This is a genomic window from Nonomuraea sp. NBC_00507 (genome assembly GCF_036013525.1).
Lineage (GTDB): Bacteria > Actinomycetota > Actinomycetes > Streptosporangiales > Streptosporangiaceae > Nonomuraea.
This window is the reverse complement of the sequence record NZ_CP107853.1, coordinates 7,279,108-7,304,949: the sequence shown is the minus strand read 5'-3', so window position 1 is coordinate 7,304,949 and position 25,842 is coordinate 7,279,108. Positions and strand designations below refer to the sequence as shown.

25 protein-coding genes are annotated in these 25,842 nt (G+C 72.6%); 15 read left to right on the top strand and 10 right to left on the bottom strand.

Annotated features, from left to right (window positions below; genetic code table 11):
* Positions 1 to 80 precede the first annotated feature (80 nt).
* Positions 81 to 1,286, top strand: a complete 1,206-nt coding sequence (gene manA / locus OHA25_RS35125) for a mannose-6-phosphate isomerase, class I (protein WP_327581205.1) — start codon at positions 81 to 83, stop codon at positions 1,284 to 1,286.
* A gap of 40 nt (positions 1,287 to 1,326) precedes the next feature.
* On the opposite strand, the gene OHA25_RS35120 is transcribed toward manA, so the two are convergent.
* Entirely contained in the window at positions 1,327 to 2,991 is a 1,665-nt protein-coding gene (locus tag OHA25_RS35120; protein ID WP_327581204.1) for a bifunctional NAD(P)/FAD-dependent oxidoreductase/class I SAM-dependent methyltransferase, read from the bottom strand.
* Between the two features lie 92 nt (positions 2,992 to 3,083).
* Between OHA25_RS35120 and OHA25_RS35115 the strand changes: the two genes are divergently transcribed.
* The 3 genes from OHA25_RS35115 (at position 3,084) to OHA25_RS35105 (ending at position 5,592) form a co-directional block, all read left to right on the top strand.
* A complete protein-coding gene (locus OHA25_RS35115; RefSeq protein WP_327581203.1) occupies positions 3,084 to 3,662 on the top strand; it encodes a helix-turn-helix domain-containing protein in 579 nt (192 codons plus the stop codon).
* A gap of 115 nt (positions 3,663 to 3,777) precedes the next feature.
* Positions 3,778 to 4,608: a hypothetical protein gene (locus tag OHA25_RS35110; protein WP_327581202.1), complete on the top strand. Its 831-nt coding sequence runs from the start codon at positions 3,778 to 3,780 to the stop codon at positions 4,606 to 4,608.
* A gap of 90 nt (positions 4,609 to 4,698) precedes the next feature.
* Positions 4,699 to 5,592, top strand: coding sequence for an ABC transporter permease (locus tag OHA25_RS35105; protein ID WP_305917110.1), 894 nt, complete (start codon positions 4,699 to 4,701; stop codon positions 5,590 to 5,592).
* Positions 5,593 to 5,687: 95 nt separating this feature from the next.
* Here OHA25_RS35105 and OHA25_RS35100 read toward each other — a convergent pair whose 3' ends face one another.
* Complete coding sequence (locus OHA25_RS35100) at positions 5,688 to 6,743, bottom strand: TIGR04222 domain-containing membrane protein (RefSeq protein ID WP_327581201.1); 1,056 nt, start codon at positions 6,741 to 6,743, stop codon at positions 5,688 to 5,690.
* A 223-nt stretch (positions 6,744 to 6,966) separates the two neighbouring features.
* On the opposite strand from OHA25_RS35100, the gene OHA25_RS35095 reads away from it, so the two are divergent.
* The 3 genes from OHA25_RS35095 to OHA25_RS35085 are packed head-to-tail and all read left to right on the top strand — an operon-like array spanning position 6,967 to position 11,155.
* On the top strand, positions 6,967 to 7,455 hold the full coding sequence (locus OHA25_RS35095) for a VOC family protein (RefSeq protein WP_327581200.1): 489 nt from the start codon (positions 6,967 to 6,969) through the stop codon (positions 7,453 to 7,455).
* Positions 7,456 to 7,502: 47 nt separating this feature from the next.
* Entirely contained in the window at positions 7,503 to 8,255 is a 753-nt protein-coding gene (locus tag OHA25_RS35090) for an HAD family hydrolase (RefSeq protein ID WP_327581199.1), read from the top strand.
* Positions 8,252 to 11,155, top strand: a complete 2,904-nt coding sequence (locus OHA25_RS35085; protein WP_327581198.1) for a pyridoxamine 5'-phosphate oxidase family protein — start codon at positions 8,252 to 8,254, stop codon at positions 11,153 to 11,155. The genes OHA25_RS35090 and OHA25_RS35085 overlap by 4 nt, the downstream gene beginning before the upstream one ends.
* A 10-nt stretch (positions 11,156 to 11,165) precedes the next feature.
* On the opposite strand, the gene OHA25_RS35080 is transcribed toward OHA25_RS35085, so the two are convergent.
* The 3 genes from OHA25_RS35080 to OHA25_RS35070 all read right to left on the bottom strand — a co-directional run bounded on the left by OHA25_RS35080 (position 11,166) and on the right by OHA25_RS35070 (position 13,832).
* Complete coding sequence (locus OHA25_RS35080) at positions 11,166 to 12,335, bottom strand: esterase-like activity of phytase family protein (RefSeq protein ID WP_327581197.1); 1,170 nt, start codon at positions 12,333 to 12,335, stop codon at positions 11,166 to 11,168.
* Positions 12,336 to 12,495: 160 nt separating this feature from the next.
* A complete protein-coding gene (locus OHA25_RS35075) occupies positions 12,496 to 13,290 on the bottom strand; it encodes a putative protein N(5)-glutamine methyltransferase (RefSeq protein WP_327581196.1) in 795 nt (264 codons plus the stop codon).
* Between the two features lie 29 nt (positions 13,291 to 13,319).
* The gene (locus OHA25_RS35070) at positions 13,320 to 13,832 is read right to left on the bottom strand and encodes a MarR family winged helix-turn-helix transcriptional regulator (RefSeq protein ID WP_327581195.1); all 513 of its coding nucleotides are present in this window, start codon (positions 13,830 to 13,832) and stop codon (positions 13,320 to 13,322) included.
* Between the two features lie 76 nt (positions 13,833 to 13,908).
* On the opposite strand from OHA25_RS35070, the gene OHA25_RS35065 reads away from it, so the two are divergent.
* The 6 genes from OHA25_RS35065 (at position 13,909) to OHA25_RS35040 (ending at position 18,722) form a co-directional block, all read left to right on the top strand.
* Entirely contained in the window at positions 13,909 to 14,820 is a 912-nt protein-coding gene (locus OHA25_RS35065; protein WP_305917118.1) for an EamA family transporter, read from the top strand.
* Positions 14,821 to 14,825: 5 nt separating this feature from the next.
* A complete protein-coding gene (locus OHA25_RS35060; protein ID WP_327581194.1) occupies positions 14,826 to 15,458 on the top strand; it encodes an NAD(P)-dependent oxidoreductase in 633 nt (210 codons plus the stop codon).
* A gap of 55 nt (positions 15,459 to 15,513) precedes the next feature.
* Positions 15,514 to 16,377, top strand: coding sequence for an SMP-30/gluconolactonase/LRE family protein (locus tag OHA25_RS35055; RefSeq protein ID WP_327581193.1), 864 nt, complete (start codon positions 15,514 to 15,516; stop codon positions 16,375 to 16,377).
* Between the two features lie 394 nt (positions 16,378 to 16,771).
* Positions 16,772 to 17,104 (top strand): hypothetical protein, encoded by a 333-nt coding sequence (locus tag OHA25_RS35050; RefSeq protein ID WP_327581192.1) that lies wholly within the window; start codon positions 16,772 to 16,774, stop codon positions 17,102 to 17,104.
* A complete protein-coding gene (locus tag OHA25_RS35045; protein WP_327581191.1) occupies positions 17,101 to 18,516 on the top strand; it encodes a DPP IV N-terminal domain-containing protein in 1,416 nt (471 codons plus the stop codon). The genes OHA25_RS35050 and OHA25_RS35045 overlap by 4 nt, the downstream gene beginning before the upstream one ends.
* Before the next feature lie 41 nt (positions 18,517 to 18,557).
* Positions 18,558 to 18,722 carry a hypothetical protein gene (locus tag OHA25_RS35040; RefSeq protein ID WP_327581190.1) on the top strand — a complete coding sequence of 55 codons (165 nt, stop codon included), beginning with the start codon at positions 18,558 to 18,560 and terminating at the stop codon, positions 18,720 to 18,722.
* Here OHA25_RS35040 and OHA25_RS35035 read toward each other — a convergent pair whose 3' ends face one another.
* The 4 genes from OHA25_RS35035 to OHA25_RS35020 all read right to left on the bottom strand — a co-directional run bounded on the left by OHA25_RS35035 (position 18,723) and on the right by OHA25_RS35020 (position 22,903).
* Positions 18,723 to 19,622 carry a pentapeptide repeat-containing protein gene (locus OHA25_RS35035; RefSeq protein ID WP_327581189.1) on the bottom strand — a complete coding sequence of 300 codons (900 nt, stop codon included), beginning with the start codon at positions 19,620 to 19,622 and terminating at the stop codon, positions 18,723 to 18,725.
* 44 nt (positions 19,623 to 19,666) lie between these two features.
* On the bottom strand, positions 19,667 to 20,386 hold the full coding sequence (gene uppS / locus OHA25_RS35030) for a polyprenyl diphosphate synthase (RefSeq protein ID WP_442942220.1): 720 nt from the start codon (positions 20,384 to 20,386) through the stop codon (positions 19,667 to 19,669).
* A gap of 99 nt (positions 20,387 to 20,485) precedes the next feature.
* The gene (locus OHA25_RS35025; protein WP_327581187.1) at positions 20,486 to 21,265 is read right to left on the bottom strand and encodes a TetR/AcrR family transcriptional regulator; all 780 of its coding nucleotides are present in this window, start codon (positions 21,263 to 21,265) and stop codon (positions 20,486 to 20,488) included.
* Positions 21,266 to 21,358: 93 nt separating this feature from the next.
* A complete protein-coding gene (locus tag OHA25_RS35020) occupies positions 21,359 to 22,903 on the bottom strand; it encodes an LLM class flavin-dependent oxidoreductase (RefSeq protein WP_327581186.1) in 1,545 nt (514 codons plus the stop codon).
* A 104-nt stretch (positions 22,904 to 23,007) separates the two neighbouring features.
* On the opposite strand from OHA25_RS35020, the gene OHA25_RS35015 reads away from it, so the two are divergent.
* Both OHA25_RS35015 and OHA25_RS35010 read left to right on the top strand, forming a co-directional pair.
* Positions 23,008 to 23,472, top strand: coding sequence for a MarR family winged helix-turn-helix transcriptional regulator (locus OHA25_RS35015; protein WP_327581185.1), 465 nt, complete (start codon positions 23,008 to 23,010; stop codon positions 23,470 to 23,472).
* A 55-nt stretch (positions 23,473 to 23,527) separates the two neighbouring features.
* Complete coding sequence (locus OHA25_RS35010; protein ID WP_327581184.1) at positions 23,528 to 24,742, top strand: cytochrome P450; 1,215 nt, start codon at positions 23,528 to 23,530, stop codon at positions 24,740 to 24,742.
* Here OHA25_RS35010 and OHA25_RS35005 read toward each other — a convergent pair.
* Complete coding sequence (locus OHA25_RS35005) at positions 24,710 to 25,585, bottom strand: alpha/beta fold hydrolase (protein ID WP_327581183.1); 876 nt, start codon at positions 25,583 to 25,585, stop codon at positions 24,710 to 24,712. The two genes, OHA25_RS35010 and OHA25_RS35005, sit on opposite strands and share 33 nt — an antisense overlap.
* Between the last annotated feature and the right edge of the window lie 257 nt (positions 25,586 to 25,842).

Genomic DNA, 25,842 nt, shown 5'->3' with positions numbered 1-25,842 from the left:
ACCCGAGGTGCGGGACCCGGCTACGCGTGACATCGCCTCCCGTTCTAGGCTCCAACTCACCACGATTGGAGTCATACGCCGTGCCACAGCCCGACCTGCGCACCCCCGCGCGCCTGGCCACCACCATCCGCCCCTATGACTGGGGCTCGGTGACCGCCCTGCCGGAACTGTTCGGAACAGAGCCGACCGGACAGCCGCAGGCCGAACTCTGGATGGGCGCCCACCCGGGCGCTCCCTCCACCGTCGGCGGCGTCCCGCTCGGCGAGCTCATCGCCGCCGACCCGGCCGGCACGCTCGGCGAGCCGTCCGCCGCCCGCTTCGGTCCCGCGCTGCCCTACCTGCTCAAGATCCTGGCCGTCGCGCGGCCCCTGTCGCTGCAGGTCCACCCCACCACCGAGCAGGCGCGGGCCGGGTTCGCCGACGAGACGGCGCGCGGCATCCCCCTCGACGACTTCGCCCGTACGTATAGGGACGCCTCGCACAAACCCGAGATGGTCTGCGCGGTCACCCCGTTCCACGGGTTGTGCGGCTTCCGCTCCCCCGCCGCCACCGCCGATCTCCTCGACCGGCTCGCGGTGCCCGGCCTGCGGTCCTGGATCGACACGCTGAGGAGCGCGGAGCCCGGGGACGCGTTGCGCCGTGTGTTCGCCGAGATGCTCGACGACGCCTCTCTGCCGCTGCGCGCGGAGGTCGAGGCGGCCCTGCTCGACGCGGACGACGCCGATCTCGCGGTCTACGCCGGCCTCGCCCGCGCCTGCCCGGGCGACCGGGGCGTGGTCGCGGCGCTCCTGCTCCATCACGTGAGCCTGCGCCCCGGCGAGGCCCTCTACCTCGGCGCCGGGGTGCCGCACGCCTATCTCGGCGGCGTCGGCGTGGAGATCATGGCCAACTCCGACAACGTGCTGCGGTGCGGGCTCACCACCAAGCATGTGGACGTACCCGAGCTGATGCGGGTCGTGGACTTCACGCCGGGCGAGCCGTTCCTGGTCCGGCCGGAGCCCGGCGAACCCGGCGCTTACCACTACCGGGCGCCCGCCCCCGAGTTCGCCCTCAGCCGCCACGATCTCGACGGGGAGAGCACGCATGAGCTGCCGGGCGGCCTGCCGCAGATCGTCGTGTGCGTCGAGGGCGAGGCCCTGCTGGGCGACGCGCTGACGCTGCGGCCGGGAGAGTCCGCCTTCATCCCGGCGAGCGTGCCTTCGACGCGGCTCGGCGGCAAGGGCACCGCCTACCGCGCACTCCCGGGAGACTCCGCATTGCGCGCACTCCCGGGAGGCTGCGCATAGCGCGGGCCCCCGGGAGCGCGTCTCGTGGCGCGGATATCGATCAGGGGAGCCTGCGGAGCTTGAGCAGGTTGTCCTTCCGTGCGCCCGCCCGGCCGTCGGGGCCGTCCTGCGTGCGCTCGAACTCCTCGCTGCGGAGCACCTCCCACTCCCCCTCCGCAGGCTCCAACGCGTCGAGGACCTCCTGCGGAGTCGGGAGATGCACCTCCGCGGGCGGGTTGTGCTCCCAGGACGGCCAGCCCGCGTGCCCCACGACGAGCAGCACCCCGCCGGGCGCGACGGCCGCGGCGGCGGCCCGCAGGATCTTCTCCCGCGGCAGGTCCGTGGGAGCGTGCAGGTAGCAGGCGGAGACGAGGTCGTAGGAGCCCTCGGGGAAGGACATGCCCAGGTCGTGGCGCTGCCAGTCGATGCGGCCGGCGACCTCGGCGTCCCTGGCGTGCTCGGCCGCCCGTTCGAGGGCCACGTGGGAGATGTCGGCGGCGGTGACCCGCCAGCCGCGGCGGGCGAGCCAGATCGCGTCGGCGCCCTCGCCGCAGCCCAGGTCGAGCGCGGTGCCGGGCTCGAGGCCCGCGGCCTCGCGGACGAGCGCGACATTGGGGTTGCCGCTCCAGACCTGCGCCTTCTCGGCGTAGAAGGCGTCCCAGAACTCCTCCGGGGGAAGCGCCGTCCCATGCCATCCGGACCCGCCGTGGGACTCGCCGTGGGACTCGCCGTGGGACTGGGCGTGGGACCCGCCGTGGGACTCGGCGGCCGCGGAGCCGGCGCGGCGGGCGGTGACGGCGCGGCGGGTCTCCTCGGCGATCAGATCGGCGTTGATGGCCGCCGCCACCCGCACGGCACCCGCGGCGGCGACGATGACCTGGTCGGTCACGCTGGCCGCGTTCCCCACGACCCACACTCCGGGGACGTTCGTGGCGCCCATCGCGTCGGCCGGGATGCGGGTGCCGATCACGTGGCCGCCCATCTCCTGCTCCTCGGTCTCCAGCCCCAGCCCGGCGAGCAGGTCCTCGCGGGCGGTCAGACGGGTGGCGACGGCCAGCGCCCGGCACTCCACGACGGTGCCGTCGGCCAGCCGCACTCCGGCGAGCCGATCCCCGGTCACCTCCAGGCCGGCCACCCGCCCCTCGACCACCGCGACGTCCCTGGCGGCCAGCTGCTCGCGCTGCTCCGCGTCGGGCTCAGGCCCGGTGTGCAGGAAGAGGGTCACCTGGTCGCTCCACTGCCGCCACAGCAGCGCCTGGTGCACGGCCAGCGGCCCGGTGGCCAGCACGCCGATGGCCTGGTCGCGGACCTCCCAGCCATGGCAGTACGGGCAGTGCAGCACGTCCCGTCCCCACCGCTCGGCCAGCCCCGGCACGTCGGGCAGCTCGTCGACCAGGCCGGTGGCCAGCAGCAGCCGGTCCGCCGCGACCGCCGACCCGTCGTCCAGCACCATCCGGAAGCCGTCCTCGACACGCTCGGCGGCCACGACCGTTCCGGTCACGATCTCGCCGCCGTACCCGATGACCTCCTCGCGGCCGGCGGCCAGCAGCTCGCGCGGCGGCATGCCCTCCCGTGTCAGGTACGTGTGCACGCCCGCCGCCGGGGCGTTGCGCGGCTGGCCCGCGTCGATCACCAGCACCTTGCGGCGCGCCCGTCCCAGGGTGAGCGCGCCGCTCAGCCCGGCGGCCCCGCCGCCCACGACCACCACGTCGTACTTCGTGTTCACAGCTCGGCTCCTCTCCATCGATCCGCTACGCCACTGTCCGCCACCCGCTGCCCATTTGACAAATATCGTTGCCGTATTGGCAAAGTAGCCGCATGGAACTCGAAGAGACGCTCCAGGCGGTCGGGCCGCGCCTGCGGGCGCTGCGCCAAGAGCGCGGCGCGACGCTGGCGCAGCTGTCCAAGAGCACCGGCATCTCGGTCAGCACCCTGTCGCGCCTGGAGTCCGGGCAGCGCAAGCCGACCCTGGAGCTGCTGCTCCAGCTCGCTCGCGCCCATCAGGTCCAGCTGGACGAGCTGATCGACGTGCCGGTGACCGGCGACCCCCGCGTGCACCTGCGGCCGTTCAAGCGCCACGGCACGACCTTCATCCCGCTGAGCCGCCGCCCCGGTGGGGTGCAGGCGTACAAGCAGATCTATCCGCCGCACTGGCCGGGGTGCGATCTGGAGCAGAAGGTCCACGAGGGCTACGAGTGGCTGTACGTCCTGTCGGGGCGGCTACGGCTGCTGCTCGGCCCGCACGACGTGATCCTGACGCCTGGCGAGGCGGCGGAGTTCGACACCCGCGTCCCGCATGCCTTCGCCAATCCCGACGCCGAGCCGGCCGAGGTGCTGGGGTTGTTCGGGCCGCAGGGAGAGCGCATGCACGTCAGGGCCCGCCCCACCGCCACATGACGGTCCACGCATCGCCCCACGCGTTCGCCCACCGGCTTGGGCGATGGGCCGCCGCCGGTCTCGGGTACGTCCTAATGTCAGCAGGACGCGTTCCGCAGCCCCCCAGGAGGTCCGCATGAGACCACGTATCGAGAGCGCGCTGCCGTTGCTGATCGCACTCGGCCTGGCCCTCGCGGGTTGCGGCGGTGGGTCACCACGCGAGACTCCTGGTGCGACGGCCTCCCCGCCGCCGGCCAGCCCGACACCCACGCGACCGGAGACGCCGCCGACCCCCGAGGCGACGCGGTCACCGGCATCGTCTCCCAGCGCGACGGCGCCGCCCGGTGAGGAGGACCGGCTGGTGGCCGGCTACTACCAGCCGCTGTGGCCGTTCGCCACGCTGGCCGAGGCGCAGGAGTGGCAGCGTGGCCACCGGGCGGACCGCCGCGGCGCCTGGCATCTGGACGCGCGCCGTACCGCACTGGCCTTCACCCGCGACTACCTCGGCTTCAAGGAGATCGACCGGGCCGTGAAGACCGTGAGCGAGGGGCGGCACGCGCGCGTGCACGTCGGCTTCCGCGCCGAGGAGGGCCCGCGGCCGCTGGTCGCCGCCATCGTCCACCTGGTCAGGTACGGCTCCGGCCCGGACGCTCCGTGGGAGGTGGTCGGCACCGACGACACCTCGCTCACGCTGACCACGCCCAAGTACGGCGCCGCGGTCACCCCTCCGCTGACCGTGGGCGGCCGCATCACGGGGGTGGACGAGAGCATCAGGATCCAGGTACGCGGCGGGTCTCTCCTGGGCGAGCAGTGCTGCCTGCCCGCGGGCGGCGAGAACGCGCGCTGGTCGGCCGGGGTCTCCTTCACCCCGGCGCCGGGCCGGACGCTGACCATCGTGGCCTCGACCGGCGGTCATATCGCCGAGGTGGAGCGCTTCGCGGTGACGGGCGTGACCATGGCACGGTAGGCCGCGACGCTCCCCGGGAAATCTCGGCCAACGCCCCTGGCGGCGGGGGATGATCGGACTGCTGACGACCCACCAAGCATCGAGGTGCCCATGAGCCAACTGGAAAACACTTCACAGGACAGCGGGTCGCTGGCCGAACTCGCCAAGAAGCACGGGCTCCGCCCCGCCATAGCGCGCCCGCGCTTCCCCGCCTATGTGCGCCAGCTGTGGACGCGGCGGCATTTCATCCAGACGTACGCGACTTCGCGCAATGTCTCGAAATACTCAGGCTCGGCCCTGGGGCAGCTGTGGCAGGTCATCACCCCGCTGCTGAACGCGGCCATCTACTACGTGATGTTCGGCCTCATCCTGGGCGGCAGCAAGAACATCCCCAATTACCCCGCTTTCCTGCTGACGGGCATGTTCGTCTTCACGTACACGCAGCGGACGGTCACCGCCGGCGCCAAGTCGATCTCCGGCAACCTGTCGCTGATCCGGGCCCTGCACTTCCCGAGGGCCTCGCTGCCGCTGGCGTACACGATCCAGGAGCTGCAGCAGCTGGTCATCTCCATGGGCGTGCTCCTCGTCATCGTGGTGATCACGGGCGAGCCGCCCTCCTGGCTGTGGCTCATGATCCCGGTGGTGCTGGTGCTGCAGACGCTGTTCAACGTCGGGGCGGGGCTCATCATGGCCAGGCTGGGGGCGTCGATGCGCGACCTCAACCAGTTGCTGCCGTTCATCATGCGTACGTGGTTGTACGCCTCGGGCGTCTTCTTCGCCATCCACGACAAGGTCGTCAACAGCGCGGGATTGCCCGAATGGGTGGCCACCGCCATGTACCTCAACCCGGCCGCCTCCTACATCGAATGGATGCGCGACCTGCTCATCGGCAGCCACACGCCCCCGCGGATGGTGTGGGTGTCGTGCCTGTGCTGGGCGGTGGTCGCGCTCATCGCCGGTTTCTGGTACTTCTGGCGCGCCGAGGACAGGTACGGCCGGGGGTGACGGCGACCGGTCGTTGACCGGCGGGGGTGACGGCGACCGGTCGGTGACCGGCCGCCGTCCCGGCGAGCGTCACGGGCCGGCGGTGACGGCGGCTGTCACGAGCCGCCGCCCCCGCATCCGCCGCCCCCGCCGCATCCGCCGCCGCCACCTCCGCCTCCGTCGCCGCCCCCGAAGGAGCCGCCCCCGTAGGAGCCGCCCCCGTCGCCGCCTCCGAAGGTGGCTCCGCCGTAGCCGTGGGAGCCGCCGCCGAAGTCGAAGAATCCGCCGTCGGACCACCCGCCGCCGCATCCGCCGCCGCTGGACCCGCCGTGCGAGCTGCTGTACGACCCGCAGTGGCCGGGGGCGCAGCAGGCGGCGGTCCGGCCGGCCCTGACCCGGGTGTCGCGCGCCAGCGTGTCGGCCAGCTGCCGGTCGGGCAGCTTGGTCAGCCCGTGCAGCGCCACCAGCCGGATGTCGCCGGAGCTCGGCTGCGACCCGCCGGCCCCATGGCCCACGTGCGCCGGCTCAGGGACGTCCGCCTGCTCCAGCGCGGCCTTGCCCGCCTTCGTCAGGGGGTTGGCCAGGGCGCGGCGCAGCCAGAAGCAGAAGGCCACACCCACGACGGCCGCCGCGGCGGCGATCACGATGGCGGCCACCGGCGCCCGCAGGAAGAGCCCCGCCACGGCCACCGCCGCCGCCAGCACGGTGAGGAGGACCAGCCTGCTCGCACGCCTCCGCGAGCGCCCCCGGTCGGCCGGCGGCACGATGAGCCCGTTCCGCCACAGCGGCGTGGTCAGCCGCAGCATCGTGTGATCCTCGAGTGCGCTGTGCCGTACCTGCGCCGTCGTGCGCCCGCCCGGCGCCGACTTGACGTGCTTGTACACCGCCCGCTCGACCGGCATCTGCCTGTCCGGCCGGAACCCCTGCACCGGCGTGACGACTCCCTCGCTCGACACCCGTACGCCGCCTTGCGAGACGAGCGAGACCAGTGCCGTGTTGACGACCCGGCGCGGCCCACCCGCCAGATACGCCGTCTCGTACAGGTCGAGCGGCTGGCGCATGGTCGAAGCCGCGGTGGCGCGGGCGCGGAATACCACCATCCAGGTCCTGATCGCGGTCATCGTGATGAACGCGAACAGTGCGATGGCGACCCCGAAGAAAACCACGTTCATGGGCGTCCCCTGACAGGAAAGGTGCTGGAAAACCCCGTTTGGTCAAAAGACGTTTCCTGCCGGGGTCGCGGTTCCCGGGAAAGTTTTCAAAATGAGCAAAAGGTGCCCGCCGACGGCCCGACCTGCGACATGACCGGAGAAATGGCAGGCGGGGGATGAACGCGCACGGCGAGCGGGTTGCCGTAGGGGAACGAACGTCGTGGCTCGCACCCGGAGGAGAACCATGAACACGCACGCCGAGCCCGAGGGCGGCCGCCGCCCGGTCCGCCAGCTCCGCCTGGTGGTGGAGGCAGACGACTACGAGGCCGCGCTGGCCTTCTACCGCGACGTCCTGGGGCTCCCCGAGCAGGCCGCGTTCTCCAGCGGGGACGGGGCCCGGGTGGCGATCCTGGACGCCGGGCGGGCCACGCTGGAGATCGCCAACCCGGCGCAGAAGAAGATGATCGACGAGGTGGAGGTGGGGCGGCAGGTGGCGCCGAAGATCCGGGTCGCGTTCGAGGTGGACGACGCACGCGCCACCACCGAGCGGCTGGTGTCGGCGGGCGCGGCCGAGGTGGCGCCGCCGACGGTCACCCCATGGGAGTCGCTCAACGCGCGCCTCGACGCACCGGCCGGACTGCACATCACGGTCTTCGAGGAGCTGCGCCCCCTGGAGGAACGGGAGGCCCTGGACGGGTTCGGCACGAACGACCGCCGCGACCCGGCCTCCTGACCGGCGCGGCCAGGGCTGGAGGGCGTTTGCGCGGGTAGCGTCCAGGCATGGCCACCTTCGACCTCACCAGCATCCGCGCGGTCGTCTTCGACACCGACGGCGTGGTCACCGACACGGCTCGGGTGCACGCCGCCGCGTGGAAGCACGTGTTCGACGGGTTCCTGCGCAGCCACGGCTCGGCACCGTTCGACGTGCGCGCCGACTACCTGGCGTATGTGGACGGGCGGCCGCGGCTGGACGGGGTGCGGACGTTCCTGGCCTCCCGGGGCATCTCGCTGCCCGAGGGCGGGCCGGGCGACGAGCCCGGCACGCCGACCGTGCACGGGCTGGGGCGGGCCAAGGACGCGTTGTTCGTGGCGGAGATCGACAAGCACGGCGTGGCGGCGTACCCGTCCACCGTGGCGCTGCTGCACGAGCTGCGCCACCGCGGCTGCCGTACGGCGGTGGTCTCGGCCAGCCGGCACTGCCGCGCGGTGGTGTCGTCGGCGGGCCTGCTGCACCTGTTCGACGTGCTGGTGGACGGCGCCGACGCCGCCAGGCTCGGCCTGCCGGGCAAACCTTACCCCGCGCTGTTCCTGGAGGCCGCCCGCCGTCTGGAGCTGCCGCCGGCCGGGGTGGCGGTCGTGGAGGACGCGCTGCCCGGCGTGGAGGCGGGCCGCAGGGGCGGCTTCGGCCTGATCGTCGCCGTCGACAGGAGCGGGTCGCGGGCAGCCGCGATGCGGGCCGCCGGGGCGGACGCCGTCGTCGATGACCTGGCCGACGTGCGCGTGGCGGGACGGGTGCCCGTGGGGCGGCCATGAACACCTGGATCCTGGTCTACGACGGCTTCGACCCCAAGGGCGAGGGGCTGCGCGAGGCGTTGTGCACGCTGGGCAACGGCAGGTTCGCCACGCGCGGCGCCACGCCGGACGGCGAAGTGCGCACCCCCGGCACGTACGTGGCCGGCTGCTACGACCGGATCGACTCCTTCGTGGCCGGCCGTACCGTAACGAACGAGGACATCGTCAACCTGCCCGACTGGCTGCCGCTGACGTTCGCCACGCCGGACGGCGACTGGTTCGCGCCCGAGCGGGCCGACCTCCTGGCCTACCGCCACGTGCTTGACCTGCGGCACGGAGTGCTGACGCGCAAGCTGCGCTGGCGCGACGACGCGGGCCGGGTCACGGCCGTGCGCCAGCGCCGGCTGGTGTCGATGGCCGACCCCTACCTGGCGGCGATGCAGACCACCTTCACGGCCGAGAACTGGTCGGGGCCGCTCCGCGTGCGGTCCATGCTGGACGGGCGGGTGGCCAACGACGGCGTGGCGCGCTACCGCGATCTGCGTGGCGACCATCTGACCTGCCACGACACCGGAACGCAGGACGACATCACCTGGCTGACCGCCATCACGCGCTGCTCCCGCATCACCATCGCCCTGGCCGGCCGGATCGACGCCCCCGGGCGACCGTGCGTGCTCCATCGGGAGGCTGACAACATCACCTGCGAGCACGTGCTGGATGTCAGCCGGGGCAGGCCGGCCGTCCTCACCAAGACCGTGGCACTGGCCACGTCACGTGACCACGCCAGCCACGACGCCCGCTCGGCGGCGTTGCGCCACGTGCGCCGTGCGCCGCCGTTCGACGACCTGCTGGCCCGGCACGCGGCCGCCTGGGAGCGGCTGTGGCGGTGCGCCCGGCTCGACGTGGGCGGCGCCGAGTTGTCGCGGATCGTGCACCTGCACATCTTCCACCTGCTGCAGACGCTCTCCCCGCACACCGCGGACCTCGACGCCGGCGTGCCGGCCCGCGGCCTGCACGGCGAGGCGTACCGCGGCCACGTGTTCTGGGACGAGCTGTTCGTCCAGCCCTGGCTGAGCCTGCGCTTCCCGGAGATCTCGCTCGGCCTGCTGCGTTACCGCTGGCGGCGGCTGCCCGAGGCGCGGGACGCCGCCCGGGATGCCGGGTACGGCGGCGCGATGTTCCCCTGGCAGAGCGGCAGCGACGGCCGCGAGGAGACCCAGATCCTGCACCTCAACCCCCAGTCGGGCCGCTGGCTGCCCGACCACTCGCACCTGCAGCGGCACGTCGGCCTGGCCATCGCCTACAACGTCTGGCAGCACTACCTGGCCACCGGATCCATGCCGCCGTGGTGTGCCGAGCTGCTGCTCGACATCGCCAGGTTCTTCGCCTCGATGGCGGTGCGGCACGGCGACCGGTACGAGATCCGCGGCGTCATGGGCCCCGACGAGTACCACGACCGCTACCCCGGCGCCGCCGTACCCGGCGTGGACAACAACGCCTACACCAACGTCATGACGGCCTGGCTGCTGCTGCGCGCCCGCGAGACCGCCCGCCTGGCGCCCGACCTGGTGCCGGACCGGGTCGAGCTGGACCGCTGGGACGAGATCGGCAGCTGCCTGCGGGTCGACTTCCACGACGGCGTCATCAGCCAGTTCAGCGGGTACGCCGACCTGGAGGAGCTCGACTGGCACCGCTACCGCGGCGTGCGCCGCCTGGATCGGGCCCTGGAGGCCGACGGCGACGACGTCAACCGCTACAAGGCGTCCAAACAGGCCGACACGCTCATGCTCTGCTACCTGCTGACCGGCGATGAGCTGACCGGCATCCTGCGCGGGCTCGGCTACCCCGTCGAGCCCGGCCTGCTCCCCCGCACGGTCTCGTACTACCTGGAGCGCACCAGCCACGGTTCGACCCTCAGCGCGGTCGTGCACGCCTGGGTGCTGTCCCGCGCCAACCGTGCACAGTCCTGGCGGTTCTTCACCGAAGCACTCCACAGCGACATCAAGGACGTCCAGGGCGGCACCACCGCGGAGGGCATCCACCTGGGCGCCATGGGCGGCACGCTGGACCTCCTGCAGCGCTGCTACCTGGGGTTGGAGCTGCGGCGGGACGGGCTGCGGCTGGACCCGCTGCTGCCCGGGCGGCTCGGCTTGTTGTCCATGCCGATCCGCTTCCGCGGGCGGCAGCTGTTCATCGACGCCGACCATCGGGAGGCGCGCGTCAACGGCGTCGCGTGCCGCTCGTACAGAGGAGGGGAAGCGATCATGACTGGGACGGGGGATCTCGGGCGTCGCATCATCCATCACCGCGAGCGCCTCGGCCTGACCCGCGAGGAGGTCGCCGAACGCGCCGACATGTCGCCGGGCTACCTGACCTACCTGGAGGAGCACCCCGACATGCCGGACACCGGCGCGCTCTACCGCCTGGCCGACGCCCTGCGGACGACCGCGGAGGAGCTTCTCGGCGGGGGCAGGGAACGACCGCCCGGACACGGTCCCGCCATGGCCAATCCGACCATGGAGGTGCTGGCCGAGGAGGAGTGCCTGCGGCTGATCGGTCCCGGCGGGATCGGGCGGGTGGCGTTCAACGGCTCGCACGGGCCGACCGTGCTGCCGGTCAACTACAAGATGCACGAGGGCGCCATCGTCTTCCGCACCGCCGCCGGCGGCCCCATGGACAGGGACCTGCGTACGGGGCTCGAAGGGGTCGACATCAAGATCGCCTTCGAGGTGGACCTCTTCGACGAGACCAACCGGGAGGGTTGGAGCGTCCTGGTGCAGGGGCCGGCCCATCACGTGCCGGAGGAGGAGGTGCCCGAGGTGACCCGCGCGGGCGTCACACCGTGGGCGGGCGGCGAACGGCATCTCTACATCCGCATCGCCTGCCAGCAGATCACCGGCCGCCGCATCCACGGGCTGTAGCGGGCCGGCGTCAGCGGCAGCCGGTGGCGCCGAACGCCAGGAACTGCGTCACCTCCTGCTGGCTGAAGTTGTCGTCCGACCCGATCACCAGGGTGCACTCGCCGCTCGCCAGGCGCGGCCCCCAGGCCATGCTCTCCAGGTTCTGTACCGGCGTGCTGACCGCGCTCAGGTCGTGGACCAGGCGTTTGACCACCGGCCGGTACGGCCTGCCGGCTTCCGGAGAGCGCGTGTCCAGCACGTTCACGGCGTCCTCCAGAGAGCTCCGGTGAAGGACGTCGGTGGCGCCACGCAGGTCGATCTCGTACAGCCGCACCCGGTAGTCGACGCCCTCGATCCAGGCACGTTCGAGCGCCAGATAGCGGTATTCGTCGATGGGCAGGATCTCCGACACCCCACTGTCGGCCTCCCCGCCGGGCGGGACGGGGGCGACGGGCAGCGGGTCGAGCGGATAGACGTACTGCCCGCGCAACCGGCCTGCCCGGTTCCACACGGTGAGCCGCGCGGGAGCGCCCCGATCGGCCGTCGGCGGCGGCCCGTCCTCATAGCGCGGGCCCTCGGTCACGGCGGTGATCGTACGGGCCGTGACGGCCAGCCCCTCGAAGCCGAAGTTGCGGCGCGGACCGCTGTCGGCGCCGGTCAGCCGCAGGTTGCGCGGCAGCCGCAGCTCGCCCAGGTGCCGTCCCTGCAGGTCCATCGCCCGTACGGCGGACATGGAGATCGGGATGGCCGGGTTTCTGGCGTCCGGCCGGTCGCCTTCGTCGCCCCACAGCAGCCGGCCGCTGCGCCGGTCGAACCTGATCGTTTCGGGGTCGGCCGACTCCGGCTTGCCGTACGCCGGGTACGGCGTGCCGTCGGCCCTGGTGAGCGTCGTGACCCCGGTCAGCCGGACCCCGTTGAACGCCCCGGTCACCCGGTCGATGTCCAGGTGGCCGGTGTAGAAACGGGCCGGGTTGTAGCGCCATCGGTCGTCGGAGATGAAGTACCAGATTCCGGTGCTGGGATCCCGGTCGATCCCGGACAGCCCGCCCACGGTGGTGCCCTCGACGCGCGTCAGGTGCGGCACCTGCTGCTCCCCCAGGAAACGGGTGATCCTCACCGGATCCCGCCGTCCCGCCGCCGACGCCGGCGGCGGCGGGGTGGTATTCGCCGCCACCACCGCGAATGCGACGGCAATGACCATTGTTCTCCGCCTAAGAGCCATTTTCTCCCCCACCTGGAAGGGCCGCCGACTGATCTGACGGAGAAAATGAAAGCGCGAATGAAGAAGGAAGTCCATGCAGGCAGGACGCCACAATAAACGTAGGCCACCCATAAACCAGGGCAAATTCCGGCGCTTTTTCTTAAGGAAGGCGGGCGATGACGGCGGTGGCGTCCAGCTCGTCGGAGCCGGCCGCGCGGGCCGCCAGGCCGGCGAGCTCGACGGCGCGCACGGTCGCCGCCGCCTGGCGTGCGCTGGTCTCGATCAGGAGGTGACCGCCGGGAGCGAGCCATTGGGGTGCCCGCTCGATCACCCGGCGTACGACGTCCAGCCCATCGTCGCCGCCGTCGAGCGCCACGCGCGGCTCGTACAGGCGGGCCTCGGGCGGCAGCAGCCCGACGGACCCGGACGGCACGTAGGGCGGGCTGGCGATCAGCAGGTCGACCCGGCCGCGCAGGGTGGCGGGGAGAGGCTCGTACAGGTCGCCCTCGTAGACGTGCCCGCCGGGAAGGTTGCGCCGGGCGCAGCGCACGGCGGCGGGGTCGAGGTCGGCGGCGTGCAGCTCGGCCGGGCGCGCCAGCCCGGCGGCCAGCGCCGCGCCCATGGCCCCCGTGCCGCAGCACAGGTCCAGCACGACCGGAGTCCCGCGCACCTCGCGGGCGAGTGCGACGGCCTGGTCGATGAGGAACTGCGTGCGGGGCCGCGGCACGAACACCCCGGGCTCCACCACCAGCCGCAGCCCGCAGAACTCGGCCCAGCCGAGCACGTGCTCGAGCGGCCGGCCGCCGACCCGGCGCTCCACCATGGCGGCCAGCTCGCCTGGGGTGCGCGCGGTGGCGACAATCAGCTCCGCCTCGTCCTCGGCGAACACGCAGCCGGCGGCGCGGAGCCTGGCCACGATGTCAGACAGGGCGGCGGATGATGAAGAGACCGACATGGGCGTCATTCCTACCAGGTCCGGCCCCGCTACGGGCGGGGCGGGAGGTCCGTGGCGTCGCCGAGCGACTCCAGCAGGTCGCGGAGCGTGCCCGCGAGCTCCTCGCGCCGCTTCCCGCTCAGCGCGGTCAGCACGCGGTGCTCGGTGGCGACGTGGTCCGGCAGCGCCCGGTCGATCAGCGCGAGTCCCTCCTCGGTGAGCGTCACGTAGACGCCCCGCCCGTCCGACTCGCTCGGCGTGCGCGTCACCAGCCCGCGCTCCTCCAGCCGGTCCAGCCGCTGCGTGATCGCGCCCGAGGTGACCATGGACGCGCGCATCAGCTCGGCGGGTGTCAGCCGGTGCGGCGGGTCGCTGCGGCGCAGCGTGGCCAGCACGTCGAACGAGGCCCTGTCGAGCCCGTGCGCGGCGAACGTGCGCCGCAGCTCCGCGTCGATCAGCCGGGACAGCCGCGACAGCCGGCCGATCACGGCCATCGGGGAAACGTCCAGGTCAGGCCGCTGGGCGCCCCACTGTTTGAGGATGAAGTCGACGTGGTCTGCCACGGCTCCACCCTACCGATGTCTTAGTGGTGAGGTAAATCACTGGCCAAGTAGCTTAGTGCTGAGATACTTTGTCTTAGTGCTAAGTAATCGATGGACCGTCGTCCTGCTGACCGCGCTGACCCCTGCCATCTGGGGGACCACCTACCTCGTCACCACCGAAATGCTGCCGCCCGACCGCCCCCTGCTGGCGGCGCTGATCCGGGCGCTGCCCGCCGGGATCCTGCTCCTCGCCATCACGCGCCGCCTGCCCCAGGGGATCTGGTGGTGGCGGGCCCTGGTGCTGGGGGCGCTCAACATCGGGGTGTTCCTGGCGTTGTTGTTCGTCGGCGCGTACCGGCTGCCCGGCGGGGTGGCCGCGACCGTCGGCGCCATCCAGCCGCTGCTGGTCGCCCTGCTGTCGGCCGGGCTGCTGCACGAGCGGCTGACCACGCGCACCGTGGTCGCCGCCGTGGCGGGCGTGGCGGGGGTCGGGCTGCTCGTGTTGCGGGCCGACGCCCGGCTGGACGCTGTCGGCGTCGCCGCCGCGCTCGGCGGGGCCGTCGTCATGGCCGTCGGCGTCGTGCTGAGCAAGCGGTGGCCGTCCCCCGCGCCGCTGCTGGCCACCACAGGCTGGCAGCTCGTGGCAGGCGGCCTGCTGCTGCTTCCCGTGGCGCTCGTCGTCGAAGGACCGCCGCCGGCCACGCTGACCACCGCCAACCTCGCGGGGTACGCCTACCTCACGATCATCGGAGCCGCCCTCGCCTACGCCCTGTGGTTCCGAGGGCTGCGGATCCTCTCGGCAACCAAGGTCACCTTCCTCGGGCTGCTCAGCCCGGTGGTCGCGACCGCGCTCGGCTGGGCCGTGCTCGGCCAGCGGCTCACCGCGGCCCAGGCGCTCGGCGCGCTCATCGTGCTGGGCGCGCTCGTCGCCGCCCAGCTCCAACCCACCCGCACGCGACCGCTGCCGGAGGCGGCGGCACCCCGCGTACTCATCGGAAAGGAATCCTGAACACCATGCGCATCACCATCTTCGGAGCGTCCGGAGCCGTAGGCAGCCGGGTGGTGGCCGAGGCGCTGTCGCGCGGCCACAACGTGACCGCCGTCGTCCGCGATCCCGCTCGACTGGCCCACACGCCCGCCCGGGTGCGGGCGGGCGACGCCTCGGACGTCGAGCAGGTGGCCGCGTTGAGCACCGGTCAGGACGTGGTGATCAGCGCGACCCGGCCCGCGCCCGGTTACGAGGGCGAGCTCCCGATCACCGCCAAGGCGCTGCTGGTCGGCGTGGCGCGGACCGGCGTGCGGCTGCTGCTCGTCGGTGGCGCGGCGGGGCTGACCGTGCCCGAAGCCGGTGGGCTCCCCCTCGTCGAGACTCCCGATTTCCCGCCCGCGTTGCGCCCGATCGCGCTGGCCTGCAACGAGCAGCTCGAGGTCTGCCGCTCGGCCACGGACGCCGACTGGACGTACCTGAGCCCGCCGGCATTGCTGGAGCCGGGGGAGCGTACCGGCGTCTACCGGGTCGGTGGCGACGAGCTGCTCGTCGACGCGCACGGCAGGTCGGCGATCTCCATGGAGGACTTCGCGATCGCGCTGCTGGACGAGGCCGAGCTGCCCCGGCACCGCGGCACCAGGTTCACGGTCGCCTATTGACCGACTCTGGCAGCATGATCGGTACGTGGCCCCGCCAGCGACCGAGGAGACCGGCATGACCATCGCCCCTTACCCCGTGACCGACCCCGTCGCCGAACACGGGGAGGGACCCGTATGGTCCGGCCGCTGGGGCGGGCTCAGGTGGGTCGACATGCTGGCCGGCGACGTGCTCGCGCTCGACGCCCAAGGCGCGGTCCGCCGCCGCCACGTGGGCGCGGTGGCCGCCGTCGTGCGGCCGCGCGTGTCCGGCGGCTATATGGTCGCGGCCGAGCGGGAGCTGCTGCTGTCCGGCTCCGACGACCTGGACGCCCCGCTGCGCTCCCTGGGGGAGGCGTGGAGCGATCCCTCGATCAGGATGAACGAGGGCGGCTGCGACCCCGACGGCCGCTTCTACATCGGCAGCATGGCCTATGACGCGGCCCGCGGGCGCGGCTCGTTCTACGTGGCCGAGCCCGGCGGCGCGCTGCGGGTGGTGCTACCGGAGGTGACGATCTCCAACGGGTTCGGCTTCAGCCCGGACGGCGCCCTGGCCTACTACGCCGACACCGAGACCGGGCGGGTGGACGTGCTCGACTACGACCCCGAGAGCGGGCTCAGCGGGCGCCGTCCTTTCGCCGTCGTCGATCCCGCGCAGGGGGCTCCCGACGGGCTGACGGTCGACGCCGAGGGCGGGGTGTGGGTGGCGCTGTGGCAGGGCGGGGCCGTGCACAGGTACGACGTGGACGGCCGGCTCGACGCGGTCATCCGCCTGCCCGTCCGCAAGGTCACCGCGGTGACCTTCGGCGGCGAGGATCTCGACCGGCTCTTCATCACCACGTCGGCGCTGGACGTGGACAGGGCCGAGCAACCCGGCGCGGGCGCCGTCTTCGCCGCCGACCCGGGGGTGCGCGGCCTGCCGGTGCTGCCGACGACGCTCTGACGGCCGGCCGGCCGGTTGGTGGGGGCGACGTCCATCCCGCGCCGGCGAGCGGGAAGGGCCACCCGCGGCGTCATCCGGCTCCAACATGGTCACCGGTGTGAACGTCGCCCATAGCTTGGACAGCCGGGCACGCCCGGCGGTTCCCCTGCTCCAGGGAAAACCTTCGTCCGTTGATCGCTTTGCTCATCCGCCGGAGATGTGCCTAAGATGCCGCAGCGCTTGATCTCCGCCATGCGGCCAGGCGCACGATTCCCCGGCGGGCGGCTCCTGTCGCGCCGGACGTTCAGCGGATTTCCCTTTCATCGCGGCCGCTAACCCATCACCACGTGAAGGCGTGCGCCTCTGGCGTACGCCTTCTTTGGCTTCTGATCGATCCTGAAGAGAGGACACACGCATGATCGGCATGCCAGGAAACGGCCCGGCCCCGCGGTCGGTGGGAGCGGACGACCTGCCCCGGCAGTTCGCCCGGACGCGGCGGTTCAGTCTGGGCGCTCCGTCCGCGTTCACCGTCTCGGCGGACGGAGCGTCGGTGGTGTTCCTCCGCAGCCGGGGCGGCGACGACCCCGCCGCCTGTCTGTGGGCGCTGGACCTGGACTCGGGGGCCGAGCGCCTGCTCGCCGACCCGGTGGAGCTGCTGGGCGGGAAGGCGGCGGGCGGGATCGCCACGTACACCACCGACGAGGCGGCAGGGGTGGCGGCGTTCGCGCTGGCGGCACACTGCGCGTGATCGAGCTCGACCGCGCCGAGGACCGCGCGATCGCCGAACCGGCCAGGCCCGAGGACCGCGCGATCGCCGAACCGGACGGGCCCGCGGTCCGGTACGGCGTCGCGGAGTATGCGGCGGCCGCGTCCATGGGACGCACGCGCGGACACTGGTGGTCGCCGGACGGTGCCCGGCTGCTGGCGGCCAGGGTGGACGAGAGCGCCGTGGCGCTGTGGCACGTGGCCGACCCGTCGCACCCGGCCCGGCCGCCGCGTGCCGTCCGATACCCGGCGGCCGGCACCGCCAACGCCGAGGTCACCTTGTGGATCGCCGGGTTGGACGGCACGCGTGCCGAGGTCCGGTGGGACCGGACGGCCTTCGAGTACGTGACGGCCGCTGGCTGGGACGCGCACGGCCCTTACCTGGCGGTGCAGAGCCGCGATCAGCGGACCGTGCGCACGCTCGCCGCCGACCCGGACACCGGGCGTACCGTGCTGCTGGCCGAGCAGCGCGACGCGCACTGGGTGCAGCTGGTCGGCGGCACGCCGGCGCGTACGGCGGCGGGCGCGCTCGTGGCGCACGCCGACGTGGACGACACCCGGCGGCTCACCCTCGACGGTGTCCCGATCACCCCGCCCGGACTGCAGCTGCGCGAAGTCCTCAGCGTGAGCGGCGACGCCATCCTGTTCACCGCCTCCACCGACCCGGCGGAGATCCACCTGTGGCTCTACCAGCCGGGCACCGCAGGCGAGCGGCCCTTCGAAGGTGAGCCAGAGGGCGTGGGATCAGGCGCGATCCGGCCCCACACCGGGCCGGACGATGCGGGGCCGGACGATGCGGGTGTGGCCGGGCTGCGGCGGCTGAGCGTGGAGCCGGGCGTGCACGCCGGTGTGTGGCGGGCCGGCACGCTGGTGCACGTCGCCCGCACCCCCACCCGCCCCGGCGCCACGACCAGAGCCCTGCGCACCGGCCGGCCCGCCGTCACGATCGCCTCGCTCGCCGAGCGGCCGGTGCTGACCCTGCGCGTCACCGCCCTCACCACCACCGAACGCGAGCTCCGCAGCCACCTGCTGCTCCCCTCCTGGCACCGGCCTGGCGACCCCAAGCTGCCCGTGCTGGTGGACCCGTACGCCGGCCCGGCCCTGCAGCGGGTCACCGCCGACCAGGCGCCCATGACGTTCGTCTCCCAGTGGTTCGCCGAGCAGGGCTTCGCCGTGCTGATCACCGACGGCAGCGGCACCCCGGGACGCGGCCCGTCCTGGGAACGCGAGGTCCACGGCGACATCTTCGGCCCGCCCCTGGACGACCAGGTGGCCGCCCTGCACGCGGCCGCCGCCCGCCACCCCGGCCTGGACCTGAGCAGGGTCGCCATCCGCGGCTGGTCCTACTCGGGCACGCTGGCCGTCATGGCGGTGCTGCGCCGGCCCACCGGCTGACCCGGCCGCTGCTGCTGATCCACGGCCTGGCCGACGACAACGTGTTCGCGGCCGGCTCCCTGCGGCTGTCCGCCGCGCTGCTCGCGGCCGGCCGGCCGCACGAGCTGCTGCCGCTGACCGGTGTCGCGCATTCGCCCACGTCCGACCCCGGCGTCTTCGAGGGCCTGCTCCTGCACCAGCTCGGCTTCCTCCGCAGACACCTCTGATCAGCGGCGGCGGGCGCGGCCTCCGGTCCCGCGCCGCGCGCCCCGCCCGCGTCCGGGGCGGGGTTGCGGTCTCGGCTCGCCGCGTGTGTCGGGCCAGTGCGAGGGGCGGGTGAGCGCCGGGGGAAGGCGGGTGGCGGCGTCGCCCTTGGCCGCGTTGAGCTGGGCCTGGGTGAGGAAGATGCTGCCGGTGAGGTCGGCGCCCGCCAGGTCCGCGCCCCGCAGATCCGCCCCGATCAGGTCGGCCTGCCGCAGGTCCGCGCCGCGCAGATCGGCCGCGATCAGGTAGGCGCCGCGCAGGTCGGCCCCGCGCAGGTCGGCGCCCCTGAGCCGGGCTCCGATCAGGTCGGCGCCCCTGCGGTCCTTCCCCCGGGAGCCCGCCCTGACGAGCTCGCTCACCCGCAGCAGCAACGTGTTGACCCCGGCCCGGTGCGCCACCAGATCGAGCTTCTTGAGCGCGTCGACGCTCTCGCGGGTGAGCGACTCGGTCTCGTCGAGTGCCTTGCGCAGCTCGGCGTGGATCGGCCCGGCGGCCTCCAGCGTCAACGCCTCCGCCACATACCACAACAGCTCGTGCAGCTGCCGCACGACCGGGAACACCGCGAACATCTGCCCAGCGGTCTCCGGCGCCTGCCGCCAGCTCGTGCCCGCGAACGTGACCTGCGAGACCTTCTGCCCGGCTCCGAAGCAGTCGTAGACGGTGCAGCCTGGATAGCCGCGCTGCCGCAGCTGCGCGTGGATGGCGCAGGTGAAGTCCTCGCGCAGGTTATGGCAGGGGTCGCCGGCGGCCTTGTCGGCGGCGAAGTCGGCCGAGGCCGAGAACGGCAGCGCCACGCAGCACAGCCCGAAGCAGTTGGCGCAGTCGGCCAGCAGGCCGAGCTCACGCGGGTTCGTTCCGGGCAACGTGTTGACTCCTCAGCAGGTGGCGGCACATCAAGGGTACGCCGTCACCCGCCGAAGCGGCGCTGCCGGGCCGCGAAGCTGCGTAGCGCCCGCAGGAAGTCGATCTCACGGAAGGCCGGCCAGTAGGCCTCGCAGAAGTACAGCTCCGAGTAGGCCGACTGCCAGAGCAGGAAGTTGGACATGCGTTGCTCACCGCTGGTGCGGATCACCAGGTCCGGGTCGGGCTGCCCGGCCGTGTAGAGGTGCTTGGCGATGTCGTCCGCGGTCAGCGTGGCGGCCAGGTCCAGCATGGACTGCCCGGCCTCGGCCCGCTCGTACAGCAGCTCGCGCAGGGCGTCGATGACCTCCTGGCGGCCGCCGTACCCGATGGCCAGCGTGAGGTGGAAGCCGGTGGCGCAGGTGCGGGTCGCCTCGACGGCGCTCTTGAGCGCGCGGGCGGTGGTGTCGGGCAGCATGTCGAGCAGGCCGGCGACGTGCACGCGCCAGCGGGCGTCCGGCCGGTCGAGCCGGTCGGCGACCATCTGCTCGATCACCCGCAGCAGGAACGCGACCTCCTCGTCGCCGCGCCGCTGCAGGTTCTCCGTCGAGCACAGGAATATCGTCAGGTGCCGGATGCCGAGTCCTTCGCACCAGGTCATCACGTGCTCGATGTGGTCGGCGCCGTACTTGTGGCCGATGCTCGGGTTGGCCAGTCCCCTCTGCCTGGCCCAGCGCCGGTTGCCGTCGATGATCAGGCCGACGTGCTGCGGCAGCGGGCCCGACATGACCTGGCGGCGCAGGCGGCGGGCGTACAGGGCGTGGGGAAGATCAGTGATGTGCACCCTATTAGGATGGCGCGCCCAGCGGGCGGCGAAACCGTTTCCTCAAGGGCCGGCAGCGGCCGTTTCGACGCCGTCGAGCAGCACGGCCAAGCCCACCGTGAACGTCTGCCGGGCCCGGTGCCGCAGCCACGGCTCGCCCTCGCCGGGCGTGTCGTCCTCGGACTCCACCCAGCTCACCAGCGGGTAGCGCGCAGCGAACCCGGGGGCCACCTCCTCCAGCAGGGCCGAGCGCGCCTTCCACCATTCCTCGTCCGACACCCCGGTCTCCGACGGGGCCTGGCGTGACTCGGCGACCGTCCTGGCCGCCCCGCGCACGAAGTCGAACAGCAGCGCCACCACGCCACGCAGCCTGGCGGGCGGCAGGCCGGTCAGGCGCAGGATGCCGACCAGGGTCTCCAGCGCCGCGAACTCGTTCGGCCCCAGCACGGGCCGCGCCTGCGACACCTGCGCCATCCACGGGTGACGCAGGAAGAAGGCCCACATGTGCTCGGCCCACGCGGTGACCGCCGGGCGCCAGCCCCCGCCGAGGTCGTACTCGACCGGCAGCTCGGCCATGGCCCGGTCGTACATGAGATCGACCAGCTCGCGCTTGCTCGGCACGTACGTGTAGAGCGCCATCCCGGTGCGGCCGAGCCGCTCGCCGACCTTGCGCATGGACAGCGCCGTCATGCCCTCGCCGTCGGCCACCGCGATGGCGGCCTCGACGATCAGGTCCACGCTGAGCCCCGGCTTGGGCCCCGGCCGGGCCTCGTCCCGCTCCTCCGTGCGCCACAGCAGCGCCATCGAACGGTGCGCGTCACCCTGACCGGCGTACACGACCAACGCGGGACTCTCCTTGCGGACAGAACTCCTTACGGCATAAAGCGTATCAGTGGCGTGCGCTCCGGCCCTCGCGGGCGGCCGCGGGGGTGAACATCAGATGCCGTGCCTGGCCAGGGGCTCGACGAGCTCGCGCTCTTCGTAGGACAGATGCGACAGCAGGCTGTCCGTGAGCAGGTCCACGACCGCACGCAGCTCGCCCAGGCGGCCGGCCGGGTCCCCGACGAACGCCACCAGCGCCCGGTCGATCCGTTCGAGGATCTTGTGGATGGCCTGGTGCTCCTCCTTGAGCCGGTCGAGCACCGGCGCGAGTGCGGGCTCGACGCGGCGCAGGTGGGGGAACACGGCCGCGTCCTCGGCGGAATGGTGCATGGTGAGGAGCCGGCAGTAGGACTCGCAGTAGGCGCCGAGCGTCCAGTTGTTCTGGCGCATGGTCATGGTGTTGATGTGCGAGCGGGCGGCGTCCGCGTCGAGCGTTCCCGCGGCGACCTGGCCGATCAGGTCGCGCAACTGGGCGAGCTCGGCGCGCAGGTGGTCGTGCACGTCGATGAGGTGCCGGCCGTTGGCCTGCTCCCGGGGGGTGTAGCGCCTGGCGGAGTCGGGGCGCGGCGCGGTGGGCCGGGTGCTCTCGTCCCAGACGCGGACGTCGCTCAGGCGCACGCCATCGTCCGGGGTCGGGGTGAACCCCAGCGACGGCTCGGCCTCCGGCGGCGTCTGCGGTGAGGCACTGGGCTGGGCCGCTCGTGGCGCGCGTCCCCCGGGGCTCCCCTCCATGGTTGCGGTTCGGGCGGTGCGGCGTGCGGCGGCGACGAGCTCGCGTACGGCCGGCGCCGTCTCCGCCGCGAAACGCTGGATCTGAGGCGGATCGCCGGCCATGAGGGTGAAGACGCTGATTCCGTGCTCCAGCGCGAGCTCGGCGAGCTGGGCGGGTGGCAGCTCCTCACCGAGGTTGAGCAGGCGGCGGATGTCGCCCGGCGCGCGGCCGGCCTCAGCGGCCGCCTCGTCGATGACGGCGTTCCCCTCGGCGATCTTGGCGGTGGTCCGGAGGTGCGGGAGAGAGGGAAGCCAGCCGTCGGCGAGCCGTCCGGTGAGGCGGAGCATCCGGGGCTTGTACGCGCCGAGCCAGATGCCGATGTCGTGGGCCGGACGCGGCCCGCGCGGCGTGCCCTCCACCCGGTGGTGAACGCCGTGGAAGTGGATTCCGCCGGGCGCGTCGGTATCCCATGCGGCGCGAATGATCTGGATGCCTTCCTCGAGCGCGGCCACGGCGTCGCCGGGGGTCAGGCGCGGGGCGCCCATGGCGGCGATGGCGTCCCAGTAGCCGCCCGTCCCGAGACCGAGCTCGAACCGGCCGCCGCTGAGAAGGTCCAGGCTCGCGGCGGCCTGGGCGAGCATGGCGGGCGGCCGCAAGGGCAGCGGGTGCACGTTGCCCGCCAGCCTGATCGTCTCGGTGGCGGCGGCCACGTAGCCGAGCAGCGTCCAAGTGTCCAGGAGCGCCGGCTGGTACGGGTGGTCCTGGAAGGTGACGAGGTCCAGCCCGGCGCGTTCGGCGAGCTGGGCGAGGGCTACGACGGTGCCGGGGTCCTGCGCGTACGGCACGATGTTGGCGCTGAAGAGCAGGTCGTGGCCGTAGTCGGGCATAAGGGGCTCCTTGCGGCGGGCCGCGCATTAGTTGGTAATACGAATAGTTGTTACGCGAGAAAAATAGTTCGTACTACCAACTAGTGTCAACTAGACTCGGTGGCGTGGTCACCACGAAGGAGCCGCTCCTGCGGTTCACCGAGGCGCTCGTCCGCCTGTCGCACCTGGTGCAGCAGGTGTTCGACGAGGTCGCCAGGGAGCACGACCTGACCCCGCAGCAGGCCCAGCTGCTCTGCCTGCTCATCGACGGGCCCGTCGGGATGACAGACCTGTCCCGGTCCCTGCACCTGGAGAAGTCCAGCCTGACGGGATTGGTGGACCGGGCGGGGAAACGCGGCCTGGTGGCCCGCGCCCGCGACTCGAAGGATCGCCGGGCCTGCCGGATCGTGCTGACCCCGGAAGGGGAACGGCTTGGGGCGCTGGCGCACGAGGCGATGAGCGAGCGGCTGGAGGCGCTGGCGGGGAAACTGCCGCAGGAGCACCGGCACCTGCTGACGTCGGCCATCGGCGGGATCCTCGCCGAGCACACCGCCCAGACCGGCCGCGCCTGGACCGCCCCCGAGAGCTGACGGGCCGGCTTCGTAGGTCTATCGGTCTCTCTCATCGGTGTATACCGTCCGAATCATGGCCGAACTTGAGCAATACCCGTTCATGCCCGGTCCACGAGGCGTCCCGGCGGAGACGTACGCGAAACGGCGGGAGGAGGCCCCGCTGGGCAAGGTCCGGCTGCCCAGCGGCGACACCGCGTACCTGACCACGACTTACCGGGACGCGGCCGCCGTCATGAGCGACCCGCGCTTCAGCCGGGACCTCAGCCGTCCCGGCTCACCCCGGATGTTCGCCGGGTTCTCCCTCGCCGAGGCACCAGGATCCCTCACCAGCATGGATCCGCCCGATCACACGCGGCTGCGCAGGCTGCTGTCCGGGGTGTTCACGCCGCGCCAGGTCAACGGCTGGCGGCCGAGGCTGCGTGCGCTGGCCGCCGAGCTCCTCGACGCGCTGCCCGACGAGTTCGACCTCCTGCACGACTTCGCCTTTCCGCTGCCCGTGCAGATCATGTGCGACGTGATGGGTGTGCCGGAGATCGACGCCGTGCCGGTGCGCGCCTGGTCGGATGCGATGTTGTCCACCTCCCGCCTGACGGAGGAGGAGAAGGTCACCGCGGCGATGGAGTTCTACGCCTACATCGCCGAGCTCATCGCCGCCCATCGCGACAACCCCGGCAACGGCCTGCTCGCCACGATGATCCACGCCCGTGACGGTGAGGTCCGGCTGACCGAGGATGAGCTGGTGCGCAACACGCTCGGGCTGTTCCTCGCCGGGCACGAGACGACCGGATCCGTCCTGGCCAGGTCGATGCTCAGGCTGCTCGACCCGCGCGACGGATACGCACGCCTGGTCGCCGCGCCGGAGCTGGTCCCGAGCACGGTCGAGGAGTTGCTGAGGCTCGAGCAGCCGGGCGACAGCCCGCTCCTCCGGGTGGCCACCGAGGACGTCGAGCTTCCGTCGGGCACCGTGCGCAAGGGCGAGGGGGTGATCGCCTCCTTCGCCGGCGCCAACCTCGACCCGTCGGTCTTCCCCGACCCGCGGGTCATGGATCCGCGGCGCGACACGGGTCACCTGGCGTTCGGCCGTGGCGCCCACTATTGTCTGGGAGCGAACCTGGCCAGGATGGAGCTGCAGGAGATCCTCGGCATGCTCGTCGAGCGGCTCCCCGAGCTCGCGCTCGCCGTGCCCGCCGACGACGTGCCGTGGACGGAGGGCGCCATCATCATCCGGCCGGAACGGCTGCCCGTACGCAAGACGTCAGGCGCGGGCGGGCTGGTCGACGACCTCTGAAAGAAACGTCGTCAGCGCCGCCGTCACTTCGGCCGGGCGTTCCAGCGGCGGCAGGTGCCCGGTTTCTGGCAGGTCGAGGCGGCGCGCGGCCGGGATGCCCGCCGCCAGCAGCCCGGACACCTCCTGGATGCCGCGCACGTCCGACAGGCCGTTGATCACCAGGCTGGGCACGGCGATCTCGTGCAGGCGGCCCGCGACGGGCGGGTCGAGATGCCGTTCTGCGGACCGGGGGCCGGTCCAGGAGCGTTCGAACACCAGCCGGCACATCTCCACCGCGGCCTCCCATACCTCGTCGGCCAGCGCGTCGCGGCCTCGCTCTGGGCCCGCGACCTGCCACAACGTGTGCGCTTCCGCCATGGCGCGTACGTGGGCGGGATCGACCCACTCGGCGGCGCCCGCGCGGTAGCGGGCCAGGACGTCGTTGGGCACCGAGCTGTGGACCCGCTCGCGGGCCTGCTCCAGCATGTCGGCGGGCCACTGGTGACCGGTCAGGCCCGAGCAGATCAGCGCGAGCCCCGCGACGCGGGAGGGCGCGGCGAGGGCGGCCTCCACGGCGTACGCACCACCCATGGACGAGCCGGCCAGCACCGCCCGCTCGACCCCCAGCGCGTCCATGACGGCGAGCAGATCCTCGTGGTGGCACACCTCGCCCTCGGCGTCGCCGGACCGGCCGGACCCCCTCCGGTCATAGCGGATCACACGGTAGCGCTGTGCCAGCGACACGAACTGGTGGTCCCACATGCGCAGGTCGGCCACGCCTGCGTGCAGCAGCACGATCGTGCCCGCCGGCGTGTCCGGGCCGACCTCCTCGTACGCGATCTCGGCGCCGTCGACGATCACCATGGCCACGACGCTACTGCGCGGCGGCGCGGCCCTTCGGGCCTGTTCGCCAGCGGCGCAGCGCTTGGTTGATAATGTCGGCGATGCTCCTCGTCTGAAGCGGTCGCTCGCGTCAACGACCGTTTCCCTTTCTCTGTTGTAGGACCTGTTTTGCGTGCCTCCACGTCCGCGCGTCTCGGCGCGAACTTCTCCAAGCTGTGGACCGCGTCCGCGGTGGGTCGCCGGCCGATACCGCCGCAGCGGTGCCCCCTTACGGTCAG

What these genes read in the sequence shown, in the direction of transcription:
- OHA25_RS35115 (WP_327581203.1), top strand. Translation starts at nt 3,084, where the DNA reads ATGGAACTCGAAGAGACGCTCCAGGCGGTCGGGCCGCGCCTGCGGGCG.
- OHA25_RS35110 (WP_327581202.1), top strand. Translation starts at nt 3,778, where the DNA reads ATGAGACCACGTATCGAGAGCGCGCTGCCGTTGCTGATCGCACTCGGC.
- OHA25_RS35105 (WP_305917110.1), top strand. Translation starts at nt 4,699, where the DNA reads ATGAGCCAACTGGAAAACACTTCACAGGACAGCGGGTCGCTGGCCGAA.
- OHA25_RS35100 (WP_327581201.1), bottom strand. Translation starts at nt 6,743, where the DNA reads ATGAACGTGGTTTTCTTCGGGGTCGCCATCGCACTGTTCGCGTTCATC.
- OHA25_RS35095 (WP_327581200.1), top strand. Translation starts at nt 6,967, where the DNA reads ATGAACACGCACGCCGAGCCCGAGGGCGGCCGCCGCCCGGTCCGCCAG.
- OHA25_RS35090 (WP_327581199.1), top strand. Translation starts at nt 7,503, where the DNA reads ATGGCCACCTTCGACCTCACCAGCATCCGCGCGGTCGTCTTCGACACC.
- OHA25_RS35085 (WP_327581198.1), top strand. Translation starts at nt 8,252, where the DNA reads ATGAACACCTGGATCCTGGTCTACGACGGCTTCGACCCCAAGGGCGAG.
- OHA25_RS35080 (WP_327581197.1), bottom strand. Translation starts at nt 12,335, where the DNA reads ATGGTCATTGCCGTCGCATTCGCGGTGGTGGCGGCGAATACCACCCCG.
- OHA25_RS35075 (WP_327581196.1), bottom strand. Translation starts at nt 13,290, where the DNA reads ATGTCGGTCTCTTCATCATCCGCCGCCCTGTCTGACATCGTGGCCAGG.
- OHA25_RS35060 (WP_327581194.1), top strand. Translation starts at nt 14,826, where the DNA reads ATGCGCATCACCATCTTCGGAGCGTCCGGAGCCGTAGGCAGCCGGGTG.
- OHA25_RS35055 (WP_327581193.1), top strand. Translation starts at nt 15,514, where the DNA reads ATGACCATCGCCCCTTACCCCGTGACCGACCCCGTCGCCGAACACGGG.
- OHA25_RS35050 (WP_327581192.1), top strand. Translation starts at nt 16,772, where the DNA reads ATGATCGGCATGCCAGGAAACGGCCCGGCCCCGCGGTCGGTGGGAGCG.
- uppS (WP_442942220.1), bottom strand. Translation starts at nt 20,386, where the DNA reads ATGTCGGGCCCGCTGCCGCAGCACGTCGGCCTGATCATCGACGGCAAC.
- OHA25_RS35020 (WP_327581186.1), bottom strand. Translation starts at nt 22,903, where the DNA reads ATGCCCGACTACGGCCACGACCTGCTCTTCAGCGCCAACATCGTGCCG.
- OHA25_RS35010 (WP_327581184.1), top strand. Translation starts at nt 23,528, where the DNA reads ATGGCCGAACTTGAGCAATACCCGTTCATGCCCGGTCCACGAGGCGTC.
- OHA25_RS35005 (WP_327581183.1), bottom strand. Translation starts at nt 25,585, where the DNA reads ATGGTGATCGTCGACGGCGCCGAGATCGCGTACGAGGAGGTCGGCCCG.